Source organism: Pseudanabaena cinerea FACHB-1277, assembly GCF_014696345.1.
Taxonomy (GTDB): Bacteria; Cyanobacteriota; Cyanobacteriia; order Pseudanabaenales; family Pseudanabaenaceae; genus Pseudanabaena; species Pseudanabaena cinerea.
Genome location: NZ_JACJPY010000015.1, coordinates 1 through 15,588, shown reverse-complemented (window position 1 = coordinate 15,588; position 15,588 = coordinate 1). Strand labels below are relative to the sequence as shown.

Below are 15,588 nucleotides of genomic sequence, written 5' to 3'. Positions count from 1 at the left end.
AGATGAGGAGTAAACAATTTGCCAGCTAGAGATTCCATTCATGAAACTGTAAAAGAAGCAGTTATTAAAGATGGATGGGAAATTACTGACGATCCCTATGTTATTTCCTATGGCGATCGCTTTTTGTTTGTTGATCTTGGTGCAAGTGGGTTTATTGGGCTTCAGCAAGGAAATAAACAAATTGCCATCGAAATCAAACAGTTTCGAGGTCAGTCTCAAGTTAATGACTTAGAGCAAGCGATCGGGCAATATTCTTTGTATCGCATATTGCTCAATCAGATTGACCCAGAGCGTGATCTGTATTTGGCAATTTCTGAGGCAACTTATAGCGATATATTTAATGAACCAATTGGTAAACTAGCGATCGCTGAAATCCCGTTAAAACTTGTTATCGTAAATCTAAGTACTAAGGAGATAACTCAATGGATACCATCAAATCCTACCAAGCAGTAATCAAGCAAGTAATTAGTGAATATGCTAAGTTCCGTCCGTCTCATGGCAATATTCACTTAGAGCCGATATTTGATGATGTGAATAGTCGCTATGCACTAATGCAATTCGGTTGGGATAGAGATCGACGTGTGCGTGGTAATTTGATTTATGTGAGTATCAAAGACAATAAAGTTTTAATTGAATATGATGGAATTGAGAGTGGAATTACTCAGGATTTGATAGAGAAAGGGATTCCTGAACGAGATATTGTGCTTGCTTTTTTACCTGAATTTCAAGCTGTTTAATTTGTGATAATATCCGTAAACACACTTCCAAATCTATTTACAATGTGTTTGACATCCAAGTTTGGGTAAATGTTAATATATTTGTAAGAAAGCGTTAGAGGTTAAATCAGCTATGCAATTTGCGAGAATTACAACTAATCCTCAAAAAATGGGTGGTGTGCCATGTATTCGCTCTTTGAGAATACCTGTTACCACTATCTTTGATATGTTTGCTGATGGAATGCGGGATCAAGAAATTTTACAGGCATTCCCTGATTTAGAGGCAGAGGACATACAAGAGGTTCTACAGTATGTGGCTACGACATTAAGAGTCAATCTAGAGACTCAAGGACTCAAAGAGGTTGTTCAACAGACTGTCCAAGAGACAATGAACGAGGTTTTGAGAAAGGAGAAATTTGCTTTTATCTTCTCTCAGATGCCTTGTGTCAGTGATGAAGAACAAGCGGATATTGAGGATCATTTTGGTTCGCCATCTGATTATGACAGATCCGAATTTGTAGATATGACAGATTGGGTGAGAAATGAAACTAGTTTTAAGTAAAAATGCGATCAAGTTTCTTGAAAAGATTCCACCCAAAGATAGCGAAAAAATCAAAGCTAAAATTCTCTATTTACTTGATTTAGCGGAAAAGCCAGATTCAATTATCTCTAAAGAACTTGATGTCAAGCCATTAAAAGGTTCTTGGGATGGCTTCTCAAGGCTAAGGATTGGGAAAATCAGGGTTATATATGTAATTGATTTTGAACAAAATGAATTACTCATTTATGCGATAGATTTTAGGGGAGATATTTATTAAGGAAAGCATTATGACACAACATATTTCTAATCATTTCACCATTGAAACAGAGCAAGAAGATGATGGTCGCTGGATTGCTGAAATCCTCGAAATTTCGGGCGCTTTAGTCTATGGAAATAGTCAACAACAGGCGATCGCAAATGTTCAAGCTCTAGCGTTACGGATTATTGCTGACAAGTTAGAGCATGGAGAAATGGCTTTGGGTTTGACTAGTTTTGACTTTGTGGCAATGTAGGAATTTATTATCATGAGTCAATGGTCGTCTGCAAAACCAAGAAAAGTATTAGCCGCACTAGAAAAAATTGGATGGAAAGTTAAGCGTCAAACTGGATCGCACAAGATTCTAGAACGTGACGGCTGTGATGATTATGTTTTCACTTTTGCCGATAACGATCTAATCGAAGCGACTAAGCTCACTGACATTGCTAAAAAAACGGGGCTAAAACCAGAGGATGTCAAAAGAGCCGAAATCTACTATGCGCGGATGGATGAGTTTTGGCGCAAGGAACAGAAGTTAAGTTGTTTGGAGAAGTTTGAAAGTCTTCAAAATGTTGATTGGCAAGAGATTCAACCAGACAAAAAATATATTTGGCTAACTAATGGGATGGAAGATGAATTTAGTGAGTTCATCTCAATTGGCAATAAAGATTCTAGATCTCGACAAGATGATTCTGTAGATTCAATTTTTCAGGTATTTAGCAATGGTTTACATTCTAGCCGTGATGCTTGGGTTTACAACTTTAACTCAGATGAGCTATCTAGTAATATCCAGAAAACTATTGATGCTTATAACGAACAGGTAAATCGATGGAATCAGAAAGGAGCAAAACTAACTAATGCTGATGATTTTGTAACTTACGATGACTCAAAAATTAGCTGGAGTAGTACCCTCAAAATATATTTAAAAAGAGGGGTATTAAATAATTACAATTCTGAGCAAATTAGATTTGCTTTGTATCGTCCGTTTTGTAAGCAATTTCTATACTTTGACGACACTCTAAATGATCGACGTGGGCTATTTCCTTACATCTTCCCCAACCTTGAAATAGAAAAAAAGAATCAGGTAATTTGTCTTACAGGTTCAGGATCTGAGAAACCATTTTTGGTGATTGGTTCAAATCAGATTAGTGATTTACATCTAAATGGATCTGGATGTACTACTCAATGCTTCCCTTTCTATTTCTATGATGAAGATGGAACTAACCGCCGCGAAAACATCACTGATTGGGCGTTAGAACAATTTCAAACCCATTATCAAGATCCCAAAATTACCAAATGGGACATCTTCCATTACACCTACGCCCTACTCCATCATCCCCACTATCGTCAACGTTACGCCGCCAACCTCAAACGCGAACTACCGCGCATCCCTTTCGCACCAGAGTTTCATCCCTTTGCCACAGCAGGAAAACGCCTCACCGAAATCCATATCAACTACGAACAACAACCAGAATATCGCCTCAAATATATTGAAAATAAAGACCTGCCAATTGATTGGCGAGTCGAAAAAATGCGCCTTAGCAAAGACAAAACCCAAATCAAATATAACGACTTCCTCACGCTTGCAGGTATTCCCCCAGAAACCTTTGAATACAAACTAGGCAACCGTTCCGCCCTAGACTGGATCATCGATCAATACCAAGTCAGCACCGACAAACGAAGCGGCATCACCAACGATCCCAATCGCCTTGATGACGAAGAATACATCGTGAGATTGATTAAGCAAGTAATCACTGTTAGTTTAGAAACCGTTAAAATAGTCAAAGGCTTATCAGATTTGGGAATACCAAAAAATTAGGCATGACAAATATGCGACATCCACAGACCGATAAAATCATGAACGCATGGCGCGACAGAGATATATAACTTTTTAAATTTTGGAGCAATTAAAAATGAGTATTCAATTTCGACACATTACGTTGATGAACAATGAGCAGCCCATGACCTTTGAAGAAGCGATCGCCTATACCGAAACCCTGCTATCGCGCAGCGATCTCAATGACGCTCAGTTGCAAGCGGAAATCACCAACCTTGTCAAAACTGCCAATGGAGCTAGAGGCTTTTTTGTCTGCTTCTTGACAGGTGAATGGGAGCTTGCCGACAATCCTAGCCCCGCGATCATTCAAGCCTTGCACGCCGTCCCCAATGCGATCGCCGAATTGCTAGTCAAAAACCTCGCCATGTCAACCGCTATGGCAATCACCCATCGCCGCAATGGTGATGAGGCACAGGCGCAAAGTTCTGATCGCGTGGCGAAACGCACGGCTCTATTAATTGAGAAAGTTGATCTATCTGAAGTGCAAGCGATCGCTACTCAGATGCAAGATTCGGCAAAGACCAATGCTGGCGAATATGCCGCTTTCCTTGAGAAATGGGGCTATGACGAAGAGCAGAAACAGGCGATCGCTAAGGTTTTGAACAAGTAATTTGTAGGGTGCGTTACGCTCTGCTAACGCACCCTACGCAAGATCCAAATTATTAATAGCCTATAATTATGATTTATCGAGTATTTCAACTTATGCGATCGCTCAGAAATTGGGTAATTATTACCTTAATCGCCATATTTACCGTAGCTTGCAACCCCGCTTCTCCTCCTCAATCTGTGGCTCCCACCACACCCGCACAGTCATCCACCGCCGAAGTTAAACCCGTAGGCGCTTCTAAGGTAGTTGCCTTAACTTCACTCTCTGCCGATATTATCTATCGCTTAGACAAAAACAAACTAGTCGGTATTCCTGGAAGTCGCTTATTGAGAGAGAATGCCGAAATATCCAAAATCACTCAAGTTAGCGAAGGACAAACCCCGCCAAATTTAGAGAAAATCATTGCTCTTAAACCTGACTTGGTAATTGGAGCAACGGGATTTCACGATCAAATTTTGGAAAAGTTGAAGGGGTTAGGCATAAAAACCATGACCTCTAGTATCACCAGTTGGCAGTCCTTAGAAGAATTAACTAAAGCGATCGCCACCGAAATACAGGCTGACCCCACTGCCCTAATTCAGTCCTATCAATCTTTAATTTCCACAAAGGCGACCAATCCCAAATCAACCCTTGTTCTCGTCAGTTCGCAACCAATTCTTGCACCTAATAAAAATAGCTGGGCAGGGGATTTATTAACTCAGTTCCAAATTAACAATGCGGCAGCTGAGCTGCAAGGTCAAAGCCCTATGCGTGGCTACATTACCCTTTCAGCCGAAAAAGTTTTAGAAGCAAATCCTCAGGTTCTCATTCTCGTAGATGTGGGTGATGGCACAATTAATAAATTAAAGGAAACTCCCTTTTGGAATAAGCTCGATGCCGTGACCAGCGATCGCGTTTACACCTTCGACTATTTCGGACTAGTCAATCCTGGAAGTATTGATGCAATTGCTAAAGCTTGTACTAAGTTGCAAGAAATTGTGAAAGTCAACGCCTAATGCATGAAACTTAGGAATGTCGAAAAATTAATAAATTCGCAACTTTGCCCCTATTTAGCGCTATATTGTAACGAATAATTACAATATAGTGCTAAAGTTGAGTACAAGCCTGTTGAAACTATGCAGGTGCATTTATCCTAATCGTGTTGAGTCCCATCTTTGTTTATGGGTGGGCGATCGCTGAAAACCATATTCAGTCGTGAGGAGTATCACCTACCTGTGGCAAGTAATCCCATTAATCTAGGCAAAAATACTGGTTTGAATACTGGTACAAATAAGATTGTTAGCAAACCCAATACTAAGTTCAAGCATAAATGGTCTTTGTTTTTGGTGTTGTTTGTGGCGCTGCTGTCTGGGGGGCTAGGCGCAAGTGTTGCCTATGTATTAAGCAGTAGACCATTTCAGCGTCAGTCTACAGATGAAGGCGCTTTTAATCGCAATGGCAATGACATGACCTCGGCGATCGCGGGTGTCCCGACCCTAACCCGTCCCGTTAACATTTTGGTGTTAGGCACAATTGTTTTGAGTACCGATCTGCCCAATGCTCCGACCAAGGCAAGAGGCGAGCATTTTGCCGAGATTGAGGATAATCTCAATGGGTTAAGCGATGCGATGTTACTCATTCGGTTTGATCCTGCGACTAAAAAAGTGGCAGTGTTGTCAATCCCCCGTGATAGTCGTGTGAACATCCAAGGCATAGGCAACACCAAGATTAATTTTGCCAACTATGCAGGTGGTGCATCCTTATCAGCGCGTACCGTTAGCCAAGTGCTTGGCGACATTCCTATAGATCGCTACATTCGCTTTAACGTCAATGGTTTTGGCAAGATCATTGATGCCCTCGAAGGTGTGGATGTCTACGTCCCTAAGCGGATGAAATATCAAGATGATAGCCAAAGGCTGTACATCAATCTCAACGCGGGACAGCAAAAGCTAAATGGCAAGAAGGCAATTCAATATATGCGTTTCCGCCATGATGATCTAGGTGATATTGGGCGGGTACAGCGCCAGCAAGCTTTCTTTAGAGCGTTTGTCGAACAAAAAATCAAACCCGAAACCATTGGCAAGTTACCTGAAGTTTTGAATATCGTTAAAGATAATATTGATACAAATTTGTCGGTGGAAGAACTTCTAGCGATCGCTGGTTATACTGCCAAAATTGATCGCAAGAACATTCAAATGCACATGGCTCCAGGCAGATTTAGCAATCCTGGGGAGTTTGACAATCTCAGCTATTGGATTCTCGACAATCAGCGCCTTGCCAAGATCATGAATCAAAACTTTGGGGTTTATCAACGTGCCGAATCAAGTTTGATGGATAGCTCACCGCAAGCTTTACGCATATCGGTACAGGACAGTATGCCCCAGCCTGAAGGCTCGAAAAAGGCGATTACCACTTTGTCGAAGTCGGGATATGGTCAAGTATTTGCCGCCAATGAGCGTTGGAATAAGCCTCTAGCCAAGACCCAGATTATTGCTCAAAACGGCGATCGCGAGACTGCGGAAAAGTTGCGTGATGCGTTGGGGTTGGGGGAAATTTTGGTGGAGTCAACAGGGGATATTGAGTCGGATATTACGGTGCGAATTGGCAAGGATTGGCTACTTGAGCATAATATTCCCCTCAAACCGCTCAAGCCTAGTGTTACACCTAAAACCTAAATTGTCCTATACATATACCGCCTAGTCCGCCCCCAAAATTTGTCCCTGATTCAGCACAGGATGATGGTTAAATCTAGCGATGGAAGCCTTTTTTGAGTTAAGGTAAAATCTATACAGAGCTAATAGTAAAGAGTAAAAATAATATGAATGTTAGTTTTTCTCAAGACGCAAAGAGATCTCTTACCCATAGCCTTGATGCTTGCTATGTAGGCTTTTACTTTTGGCTAGGTGATTTCACTCTCAGAATAGGAGGGATAGACCTTACAGGTTCTAATACCACCTACCCTTACATTGTTCCTACCTTTGTCGGTTTTGGGTATGTATTACCTAACTACATTTCTTGGCATACACCTTTCAGCAAGTTCAAAAAGCTAACCGATAAGAATAAGTCAGCAGATCTCATGGACATTGCTGCATGACTCTAGGCAAACATGAGATCAAGGGCATAACCTTAAAGCAAATCAAGCCTTTACCAGCTTCTACCTTTGAAAAACTTATGGTAGAGGCTGGTTATTTTCGGTCTGGTAGCGCTCCTACTTTTCAAGGTAGATGGTTTGTATATTTTGTACATTCATCCTTTGGTAGGGTCGAAGCTGTCTATTCGCCTGACAAGAAAGTAGTGATCACTGCCTACCATCCTGACTAATTCACATCAAGGAATATGGTGGGCGAATCCCGCAGCATCTATTACCCAAAACAAAAAGAGTCACACAATACGTGAATCTTAGCGATCGCTGGTTATACAGCAAACCTAAGCAAAATAAGGCTTTGCCACAATAGAAAAGCATGGCAAGTATGGCTTAGCAACATTTTTAAGATTTTTGTGGTTTGGGTCTGAGCGAAAAGTATTGTAAATGCGTTACGCTAGCCATAGCACATCTTCACATCTATTATGGTTAACTCTATCTCCGAGCATTTACCTGACCATTCCAGCCAAATCATCACAGTTCGTCCTGACTGTGAAACCGCCACTCTGCAAAGGCTACCTTATTTTGTTGGCATATCTGGCTCCACTGCGGGGGCGCGGGGAATTTCTATGAATCTGGTGATTATTCCCGCAGGGGGTAAAGCCGAACCTCATTTTCATCGTGATTATGAAACTGCGATTTATTTAGTTAAGGGAAGGGTCGAAACTCGCTATGGCAAAGGATTGAGCCAATCTGTAATCAACGAGGCAGGGGATTTTATCTTTATTCCCGCAGGCGTGCCACATCAACCCCATAACCTCAGTAAGACTGAAGCAGCCCATGCGATCGTCTCGCGCAATGATCCCAACGAACAAGAAAATGTTGTTCTCTATGATCCAAGCATTTACGATGCTAGTCACGCATCCAGCAACTACTGATCAAACGATTCACCAGAAAAGCCTTGAAAATATTGGTTAGCAACACTATTGAATTTGCCGATCGCCTAGCCGTAATTGCCACCATGCACCGCAAGGAATTAGCGATCGCGCCGATTCTAGAGTCATCATTAGGCATAAAGTCTCTAGTCCTTCAAGATTTTGATAGCGACTTATTTGGGACTTTTACCCGCGACATTGATCGCCCTGCAAGTCAAATCGAAACAGCCAAGCTCAAGGCTGCAAGGGCATTAGAATTAAGTGGCCTTGATTTGGCGATCGCCAGTGAAGGCAGTTTCTTTCCCCATCCAATTTTAGGCATAGCCTACAATCGCGAACTAGTTTTATTGCTAGATCAAAAGCATGATTTCGCTGTATATGGTGAATATCTCTCGACAGACACGAATTTTCGGCATCAGGAAATTTCCAGCTACGACCAAGCCTACGAGTTTGCCCTCAAAATTGGCTTCCCCGATCATGCCGTGATCTTAATGCCAGATGCCCAGACCGCAAAATCTTCAATATATAAGGGCATTACTTCAATGGAGATTCTTGAGAATACTGTCATAGACCTACTGAGAATATATCCCACCATTCATATAGAAACTGATATGCGAGCGCTCTACAATCCCACCCGTATGAAAAATATTGTCAAAGCGACAGAAGATCTCGTTCGTAAATTGCAGCAACTCTGCCCCAATTGTAATTTTGTGAATTTTGATGTTGGCGAACTCCTAAAAGGTCTGCCATGCGAGTTGTGTGGTTTACCAACCCAAATGATCCGCGCCCATATATACAAGTGCGATCGCTGCGAATTTCAGCAAGAAATATTATTTCCCACAGGCATAAGGGTTGCTGACGCGATGTACTGTAATTATTGTAATCCTTAGCCAAACCCAGCAGATTTTTGTTCATCGGCTGTATCACTCCTGCAATTTAGGTGGCAACTCCACTGTAAAAATCGACCCCTGATTAACCCCACTCTCCACGCAAATTGTGCCACCCATCATTAACACCAACTGCTCCGTAATCGCCAAGCCCAAGCCCGTACCGCCATGCTTGCGGGTCGAAGACTGATCCACCTGCCGAAACTGCTCGAAAATAGTGCGCTGAAACTCTGGCTCAATGCCGATGCCCGTATCTCGCACCGATATGAGAATATTAGACTTCGCAACCTGCGGCAAAGCAGCTATATCCATAGCTTCAGTCACTTCAGTTGGTTCTTTGGCGATCGCCCCAGAATTATTGGGACTTACATATTTCAGTTCGATGCAAACCTCCCCTGCATCAGTAAATTTAATGGCGTTAGAAACTAAATTAGTGACAACCTGCTTCAGCCGCGTTGGATCGTGATAAATCGTACAGACCCCAATATGATTTTGGAAGGTAAAGTTTAAAGCTTTAATGGTGGCTAGGGGCTGAAGTCCTTCATAAGTATGACGAATTAGCTCATCTATGTTAAAGAACTCAGGATGTGCTTCCATCTTGCCCGCTTCAATTTTGGAAAGATCGAGAATATCGTTAATCAAATCCAAAAGATTTTTGCCATTGCGAAGTATCCGTTCCACCATGTCAATTTGGCTAGGGGAAAGTACCTCACGGCGCTGACGCAGCAACACCTGCGAAAAGCCAATAATCGCATTCATGGGCGTTCTTAGCTCATGACTCATATTTGCCAAAAATTGGCTCTTTAATTGAGTTGCCTCTAGTAGTTGGGCATTTTGAGCTTCAATTTGATTGATTAACTGAGCATTGCCGATCGCGATCGCTGCCTGAATGCCAAAGGAAGCCAATAGATTCAAATCTTCACGGGAACTCGCCTTCTCCAAACGACTATGCCCAATCGCCAATACCCCCAAACGCCCCGAACGGTTTGACTCAATTGGCACACAAAGAGCGCTTTTGACCATGAGATCATCTAAAAGCTGTGATTCCCCAGATTTAATTTCCACAGGAATACCTTCTTTAAATACCTGTGTAATCAAATTGGGAACATCAAGATCAAAGGATTTTTGCAATGGAAAGTCTTCAGGTAGTCCATTGGTGGCAGAAAGGGTGAGGCGATTTTCCTTAGCATCATAGAGCAGCAACACACAAATTTCTGTCCACATAATCGCGTCGCAGGTTGCCTCCACCACTGACTCCAACAACACATCTAGATCCTGCAACTGCTGGTTGATCAAATTAGTCAAGCGTTGCAAAATGCTCATGCGCTTTTGCTGCTCGATCATGATTTTATTGGTTTCCTGCATCATCTTGTCGCGATAGCGCTGTTCGGTCACATCGCGCAAAATCATCACACTGCCAATTAGTTCTGACTCCGTACCCACGAGGGGAGCCGCCTTCGTGCTGAGAATAATTTCCTTGCCATCAGACTGCCGCAATACCACTTGATCCTCCACCACTTCCCCCGTAGACATCGCCCGAAATACGACCAAATTTGCCAAATCAACGGGTTCCCCATCCTGATGCCTAATGTCAAATTGCTTCACAATCTCTTCCATCGACTTAGCAATCACAGGAGATGCTGGCACATTACTATTAATGGTGCTGGCGCTGTTGCTATTAGCACTGAGGATTTTACGACCTGCGGAATTAATTTTCAGAATCCTACCTGCGGGATCGCTGAGCAGAACCCCATCGGCAAGCTGTTCAAAAACCGTAGTTAGCTCTTCGCGCTGGCGGGCGATCGTGTCAATGCTCTGGGCGTTGCTGATGGCCGTGGCAAGGCGGCGACCGATGGATTGCAAAATATTCCGACTGCGATCGCCCAATGGGATCAAACTACCTAAAAACAAAACCCCCACTAGGCTCTGGCGCAACAGCAAAGGATAGGCAGACAGACTTTGGGGCAACAAATCGCCAACGGGAGTGCGATATACAAGGGTTTGCCCTTTGAGGCGATCGCCCTCCCAAATGATCGCCTCCGCCAACTGCCCCGCCTGCCCAATAATTCCTTCCCCCAAATTAATCTCGGTCAGCGCCTGACTGGTCTTATAGCCCCATTCCGCCGCCAATACCAAACAACCATCGGGACGCGAACTAGAGCTTTCCCATAAATAAATACTGCCCAACTGTGCGCCCGTAAGCTTACAAATTTCTTCTAGACTTGCTTTAATTAATTTATATTGATCGGTGGTATTAACCAGTACCCGATCGATCGCTTGCAGCGCAAACTGGATATCCCTAGCTTCAAGGGTGGCTGTCTTAAGCTCGAAATGCGCCGCCATCTCGTTAAAAGCTTTGGCAAATTCGCCAATTTCATCCGTCCGATTTAGCTGCGATCGCGCCGATAGATTGCCCGTAGATAGCTCCGCCGCCGTTTCCGACAATTCCAGCAAAGGCGGCTGAATACTCCGAATAATTGAAATAGCCACAAATAGGCTAGACCCCAACCCCACAGAAAGGATCACCACTGCTAACCATGTCGTAAAAGCCTCTAGCTCAGGTGTCCCCTGTTGAATATGCAGCAGCAAAATTAGGGTCGCAGTCGCTAGTAAGGAAGTGCTGGTCGTCAGTCCAAAGATCAAGCGACTGACTAAACTCTCACGGCGGGGCATGGCATTGTTCATAGGTTGTCTGTTGGTCTTGAACGCAGAGGGCTATAGGATTTTTGCAGCTTTATTAAGATATTTTTGAATGACGCAAAGTGTCATTCAAAAATATCTCTCGAATACTTAAATATATGCTATACTCCAGTTAATTGGGATCGTAAGGGTTTCGACGTGTTAGTAGAAGCTATCCTTTGATGCAGGTCGAGAGCGAGCTACCTCTCGTAAATCAATGGCTCAAAAAAGTAAATGCGAACAACATCGTATCCTTCTCTCGTAAAGCCGCTCCTGTAGCCGCCTAAGAACCTAATTTCGGTTTCGAGGTCTGAATTGTGACTCCGTTAAACAAATCAGACAAACCCCCAACGGATGCTGCCCTTAGCTTTCTCTGGTAAGCTGAAGGCTTAAGACTTTATCAGTGCATCTTTGGTTGCTAGAGATAATTAGCAATTCCCTCTGCGAGGATTAGATCAGATAAACCTGTGAATGACTGGGAAGTTAGGCGCTGGTACGGACGGCAGTTCGACTCTGCCCGATTCCATAACTAACAACAAAAAGAACACGCTTCGCGTGTTCTTTTTGTTTTGAGAACAAGTTGCGATATTGCGTTCTAATGTGAACCGTTACCAACCAGAATAAAACCTGACCAAAAATAGGGATGCTGAAAGTTATCGGGGCGGGAGATCAAGGCTATTTGGGCTTGGCGGAGGGAATTAATGATGTCTGTACCCTTTTGTAATTGGCTGTAGAAACTATCCATCAATAGACTTGTGCCTTGATCGCTGACTGTCCAAAGTGAGGCGATCGCCGCTTTTGCACCAGTGCGTTGAATTTGATAGCCAAAACCTAGAATCTCTTCGCCACTACTGAGGACACCACCAACCGCAGTTTGACAGGCACTCAAAACGATCAATTGAGTATTGGGTAAGCGCCATTCTCGCAATTCACGTAGGTTGAGGCGATCGCCGTTGCCCATCAGCACAAAGGAGTCTTCGGGTGTACCGTTCAGAAAAGCGGCATGGGTTGCCAAATGGATGAGATTATAATTCTCAAACTCGGAAATGGCAGTTTTGCGGTCAAATAGATTGTCTAATAGCTTAGTGGTGTTAGGGAAAATCTTTGCAACTGTCTCAATTTCTAGCCCCGCAAAGGGTAAGCCCGTAAAGGTAAATTTTTCAGAGCCGATCGCAAATTGGATTTGTCCTTGGGTAAAGGCGGCGGCGATCGCTTTGGGTTGATTGGTTGATAACTGCTGCGAGCTTTTAGGGGGCGGCATATCTAGCAGTCCTAGGGCGGTTAGGTAATTAAACCGATAGCGTTGGACTAGCCACTGCTTGCCATCATAGAGCGCCGCTAGGGGGATATAGCGCATCTGTCCATCGGGGGCATAGAGAATCAGTTCGATTTGGGCTTTGGCTAGTTCGGCGGCGATCGGTTCGATTAGATACTTATACAACCGATAGGAAGAATTCTCGACATCATTGGAGCCAGCATCTTGTAAATCCGCTCGAAAGTCTCTCATTAACGCCGTAAACTCTGCGGACTTAATCTTGATTGATTTGAGAATTGGCGCGGACTTGGCGGGGACAACGACTAGAAATAGTTGATCTTCAAATAGTAAGGGGTAGAATAATGCCGCCCGATCGCCAAATTTTTGTAAATTGGTCAGGAGCGATCGCGAAGTGGCAAGATTTGCCGCCTGTTGGGTGGCGATTTGCCGAATTTGCGCTGACATTGCCGAATTTTGACTTAAAGAAAGAACATCAGCATTAATTACAGCTTGTTCGGGCGCAAATAGGGTAATTCCTAAACTGGTGCGATCGCTGCCCTTGACATCACGGAGATAGTCTTGCAGTTCCTGCACCTTCAGCAAATCGAGAATTTGCAAGGCTTCGATTACCCGCCCCTGCTCTAGGAGCATTTTGGCTAAGGTGCGATAAGTATAGGAAACACTCTGTTTATAGGCAGAACGATCTTCGCGGGGCAGCATTCGGATCGATTGGCGAATGGTTTCGCGCACATTTACCGATTGCTTGAGATAGGCGATCGCGGCTTCGATTTGCTGAGCCTGTACCAAGAGTTCACCGATATTTGCCAGCACCACTGCTTCGGTACTGCGATCGCTAACTTCCCTAGTAATTTTTAAAGCCTGTTGATAATTGGCAATGGCGGCGTTACGGTTGCCCAAATTGGCATAGGCGCGACCGAGATTGCTCAAAGCCACGCCCGTCCCTGCGCGATCGCGCACCTTTTCGTATTGGGTAAGCGCTTGCTGATGGAAGCTAATCGCCTGTTCAAACTGCCCCAATCTTGCATAGGTACTGCCAATATTGTCGGTGGTGATGCCCAAGCCCAAATCATTGCCAATTTCTTGATAGATAATCCGCGCTTTTTGAAAGAAGGCGATCGCCTCGTTATACTTGCCACTGTTGCTATAGAGGTGAGCAAGATTAGTGAGATTATTTGCCTGTCCTGCCTTGACCACCACATCATTATTGGCAGTATCGCCCACGGTTGCTCGCACCGACAGCCCCCGACTGGTGAGGGTGGGGTTGCTATTGTCCTCGCCCAAAATATCGTGGAGCAGTTCGATTTCCGTCTTTTTTAAACCTGCAAACTTTTCGGTACTGAGCCGCAAATAGATTTTGGTAGCTTGATCTGCTACTTCCAGAGCGCGGCGGTTCTGTCCAAGACTGAAGTAGAGGGAGCTAATATTATTTAAAATTGCCGCCTCATCACCACGATAGCAACAGAGCGATCGCACCAAAGTTAATGCCTGCTCATAGGCAGCCAAAGCCTTGACATACTCGGTTTGATTGGCATAAATTACGCCGCTATTATTCAAAATCTGCACCTTGCCAATGAGATCGCTCCGTTCATCGGCATTGGGGATCATTTGTTGGTAAGTGGCGAGGGCGAGGTCATACTTTGATGCTTTAAAATAAATCGCCGCCAGCCGTGACAAAACCACGCTTTCGCTGACAAGCAAGGATTGGCGATCGCCCTTTTGCGCTTTGAGCAGACCGCGAAAAATCGTGAGCGCCTCTTGATAAACCTGTAATGCGGCGGGATATTGCCTTTGCTTGTCATAAACATCGGCGATATATTGCAATGTATAGGCAACATCAGGATCATTATTAGGATCGTTATTGACCTTGGCAATGGTTTTGGCGATTTTTAATGCTTTTTCAAAGTAAGGCATGGCTTGGGCATACTGCCCCGTCACCAGATACACCTCTCCCAAAAAATTTAAAGTATCCCGTTCTCCCCCTGTGGCTTGCCATTTTTGAAATAATGCCAAAGCCTTTTGCAGATCGGCGATCGCCCCTTGAATGTCCGCTTTTTGGAGGCGATCATATCCCGATTGCTTGAGATAGACTGCTTCCGTAATTTCCTGTGTCCGCAGATTGTCATTATTAGCTGGCTTCGGTACGATCTCCTGCGCGATCGCCAGATCGTGAACCGCGATCGCTGGCATGGCGATCATCGCCACTATCGTTAATCCCAATCCTGCCAAATTACGCATTAAAATCATAGAGAACTCTTGAACTTATCCTGCTCGCCACAACGAAATCTTTGCGACTTTGAGGTTTTAGCGTGTTTAGTCTTGCGCCCACTAACCCGTTTGCGCCACATCAAAAAAGACGATCGCTTCATCTCTCGCCGCATGATTTGAATGACTTCAGATTCAGTAATCCCAAATTGGTCATAGATCGTATCAAAACTGGTGCGATCTTCCCATGCCATTTCCACAATGCGATCGATATCAACTGCGCTCAATAATTTCGGTACTTGCTGATTCATAATAGAGACTAGTTTGGGTCTATAAAAAACTTAGATCGCTGCGAAGCAATGCTTTGTGATTTTTCCTTGGTTTTGATTTAAATACAAAGCGCTGTAAGTTGTCGCTAGTTATCAGAAAAATGGGTTTAAAACCCCGCCGTTCTAGTGCGGCTTTATATTAGTTAGATATCTTACAAAACAAGTAGTATAATGTAAGTATGACTCAAAAAGCTTTCAAGTACCGATTCTATCCAACTCAGGCGCAAGAAAGCATGCTCAGGAGGACGATGGGTTGCGCTCG

General features: G+C 43.9%; 17 protein-coding genes and 1 other RNA gene. 15 read left to right on the top strand and 3 right to left on the bottom strand.

The annotated features are described in order from the left end of the window. Nucleotides 1–18: 18 nt before the first annotated feature. From H6F44_RS07070 to H6F44_RS07010, 13 genes are all read left to right on the top strand, one after another. Nucleotides 19–453, top strand: a complete 435-nt coding sequence (locus H6F44_RS07070) for a XisH family protein (protein ID WP_190350251.1) — start codon at nucleotides 19–21, stop codon at nucleotides 451–453. Beyond that, a complete protein-coding gene (locus H6F44_RS07065) occupies nucleotides 423–737 on the top strand; it encodes a XisI protein (protein ID WP_190350250.1) in 315 nt (104 codons plus the stop codon). Before H6F44_RS07070 ends, H6F44_RS07065 begins: the two co-directional genes overlap by 31 nt. A gap of 112 nt (nucleotides 738–849) precedes the next feature. Further along, a complete protein-coding gene (locus tag H6F44_RS22800; protein WP_199302037.1) occupies nucleotides 850–1,278 on the top strand; it encodes a DUF433 domain-containing protein in 429 nt (142 codons plus the stop codon). Continuing rightward, a complete protein-coding gene (locus H6F44_RS07055) occupies nucleotides 1,259–1,534 on the top strand; it encodes a type II toxin-antitoxin system RelE family toxin (protein WP_190350249.1) in 276 nt (91 codons plus the stop codon). The genes H6F44_RS22800 and H6F44_RS07055 overlap by 20 nt, the downstream gene beginning before the upstream one ends. 10 nt (nucleotides 1,535–1,544) lie before the next feature. Further along, a complete protein-coding gene (locus tag H6F44_RS07050; RefSeq protein WP_190350248.1) occupies nucleotides 1,545–1,769 on the top strand; it encodes a type II toxin-antitoxin system HicB family antitoxin in 225 nt (74 codons plus the stop codon). Between the two features lie 12 nt (nucleotides 1,770–1,781). Next, nucleotides 1,782–3,332: a type ISP restriction/modification enzyme gene (locus H6F44_RS07045; RefSeq protein WP_190350247.1), complete on the top strand. Its 1,551-nt coding sequence runs from the start codon at nucleotides 1,782–1,784 to the stop codon at nucleotides 3,330–3,332. Nucleotides 3,333–3,426: 94 nt separating this feature from the next. After that, nucleotides 3,427–3,960: a hypothetical protein gene (locus H6F44_RS07040; protein ID WP_242016478.1), complete on the top strand. Its 534-nt coding sequence runs from the start codon at nucleotides 3,427–3,429 to the stop codon at nucleotides 3,958–3,960. A gap of 68 nt (nucleotides 3,961–4,028) precedes the next feature. Then, nucleotides 4,029–4,952 (top strand): ABC transporter substrate-binding protein, encoded by a 924-nt coding sequence (locus H6F44_RS07035; protein ID WP_242016477.1) that lies wholly within the window; start codon nucleotides 4,029–4,031, stop codon nucleotides 4,950–4,952. Nucleotides 4,953–5,117: 165 nt separating this feature from the next. After that, a complete protein-coding gene (locus tag H6F44_RS07030) occupies nucleotides 5,118–6,611 on the top strand; it encodes an LCP family protein (RefSeq protein ID WP_190350307.1) in 1,494 nt (497 codons plus the stop codon). Between the two features lie 143 nt (nucleotides 6,612–6,754). Further along, nucleotides 6,755–7,030 (top strand): hypothetical protein, encoded by a 276-nt coding sequence (locus H6F44_RS07025; RefSeq protein WP_190350246.1) that lies wholly within the window; start codon nucleotides 6,755–6,757, stop codon nucleotides 7,028–7,030. After that, nucleotides 7,027–7,257, top strand: coding sequence for a hypothetical protein (locus H6F44_RS07020; protein WP_190350245.1), 231 nt, complete (start codon nucleotides 7,027–7,029; stop codon nucleotides 7,255–7,257). Before H6F44_RS07025 ends, H6F44_RS07020 begins: the two co-directional genes overlap by 4 nt. Before the next feature lie 246 nt (nucleotides 7,258–7,503). Next, nucleotides 7,504–7,956: a cupin domain-containing protein gene (locus H6F44_RS07015; protein WP_190350244.1), complete on the top strand. Its 453-nt coding sequence runs from the start codon at nucleotides 7,504–7,506 to the stop codon at nucleotides 7,954–7,956. 83 nt (nucleotides 7,957–8,039) lie between these two features. Then, nucleotides 8,040–8,843, top strand: coding sequence for a DUF6671 family protein (locus H6F44_RS07010; RefSeq protein ID WP_190350306.1), 804 nt, complete (start codon nucleotides 8,040–8,042; stop codon nucleotides 8,841–8,843). A 33-nt stretch (nucleotides 8,844–8,876) separates the two neighbouring features. Here the strand turns inward: H6F44_RS07010 and H6F44_RS07005 are convergent, their stop codons facing one another. Beyond that, the gene (locus H6F44_RS07005) at nucleotides 8,877–11,525 is read right to left on the bottom strand and encodes an ATP-binding protein (RefSeq protein ID WP_190350243.1); all 2,649 of its coding nucleotides are present in this window, start codon (nucleotides 11,523–11,525) and stop codon (nucleotides 8,877–8,879) included. Nucleotides 11,526–11,658: 133 nt separating this feature from the next. On the opposite strand from H6F44_RS07005, the gene ssrA reads away from it, so the two are divergent. Next, nucleotides 11,659–12,048: a transfer-messenger RNA gene (ssrA, locus tag H6F44_RS07000) on the top strand. Between the two features lie 66 nt (nucleotides 12,049–12,114). Here ssrA and H6F44_RS06995 read toward each other — a convergent pair. Then, on the bottom strand, nucleotides 12,115–15,039 hold the full coding sequence (locus tag H6F44_RS06995; protein WP_190350242.1) for a CHAT domain-containing protein: 2,925 nt from the start codon (nucleotides 15,037–15,039) through the stop codon (nucleotides 12,115–12,117). Further along, complete coding sequence (locus tag H6F44_RS06990) at nucleotides 15,036–15,308, bottom strand: TIGR03643 family protein (protein ID WP_190350241.1); 273 nt, start codon at nucleotides 15,306–15,308, stop codon at nucleotides 15,036–15,038. The genes H6F44_RS06995 and H6F44_RS06990 overlap by 4 nt, the downstream gene beginning before the upstream one ends. 197 nt (nucleotides 15,309–15,505) lie before the next feature. Between H6F44_RS06990 and H6F44_RS23505 the strand changes: the two genes are divergently transcribed. Beyond that, on the top strand, nucleotides 15,506–15,588 hold an 83-nt coding region (locus H6F44_RS23505; protein WP_190350305.1), incomplete at its 3' end, for a helix-turn-helix domain-containing protein.

Excerpts from the sequence above, each read along its gene's own strand:
- H6F44_RS07065 (WP_190350250.1), top strand. The coding sequence starts at position 423 with ATGGATACCATCAAATCCTACCAAGCAGTAATCAAGCAAGTAATTAGT.
- H6F44_RS22800 (WP_199302037.1), top strand. The coding sequence starts at position 850 with ATGCAATTTGCGAGAATTACAACTAATCCTCAAAAAATGGGTGGTGTG.
- H6F44_RS07055 (WP_190350249.1), top strand. The coding sequence starts at position 1,259 with ATGAAACTAGTTTTAAGTAAAAATGCGATCAAGTTTCTTGAAAAGATT.
- H6F44_RS07050 (WP_190350248.1), top strand. The coding sequence starts at position 1,545 with ATGACACAACATATTTCTAATCATTTCACCATTGAAACAGAGCAAGAA.
- H6F44_RS07045 (WP_190350247.1), top strand. The coding sequence starts at position 1,782 with ATGAGTCAATGGTCGTCTGCAAAACCAAGAAAAGTATTAGCCGCACTA.
- H6F44_RS07040 (WP_242016478.1), top strand. The coding sequence starts at position 3,427 with ATGAGTATTCAATTTCGACACATTACGTTGATGAACAATGAGCAGCCC.
- H6F44_RS07035 (WP_242016477.1), top strand. The coding sequence starts at position 4,029 with ATGATTTATCGAGTATTTCAACTTATGCGATCGCTCAGAAATTGGGTA.
- H6F44_RS07030 (WP_190350307.1), top strand. The coding sequence starts at position 5,118 with ATGGGTGGGCGATCGCTGAAAACCATATTCAGTCGTGAGGAGTATCAC.
- H6F44_RS07025 (WP_190350246.1), top strand. The coding sequence starts at position 6,755 with ATGAATGTTAGTTTTTCTCAAGACGCAAAGAGATCTCTTACCCATAGC.
- H6F44_RS07020 (WP_190350245.1), top strand. The coding sequence starts at position 7,027 with ATGACTCTAGGCAAACATGAGATCAAGGGCATAACCTTAAAGCAAATC.
- H6F44_RS07015 (WP_190350244.1), top strand. The coding sequence starts at position 7,504 with ATGGTTAACTCTATCTCCGAGCATTTACCTGACCATTCCAGCCAAATC.
- H6F44_RS07010 (WP_190350306.1), top strand. The coding sequence starts at position 8,040 with ATGCACCGCAAGGAATTAGCGATCGCGCCGATTCTAGAGTCATCATTA.
- H6F44_RS07005 (WP_190350243.1), bottom strand. The coding sequence starts at position 11,525 with ATGAACAATGCCATGCCCCGCCGTGAGAGTTTAGTCAGTCGCTTGATC.
- H6F44_RS06995 (WP_190350242.1), bottom strand. The coding sequence starts at position 15,039 with ATGATTTTAATGCGTAATTTGGCAGGATTGGGATTAACGATAGTGGCG.
- H6F44_RS06990 (WP_190350241.1), bottom strand. The coding sequence starts at position 15,308 with ATGAATCAGCAAGTACCGAAATTATTGAGCGCAGTTGATATCGATCGC.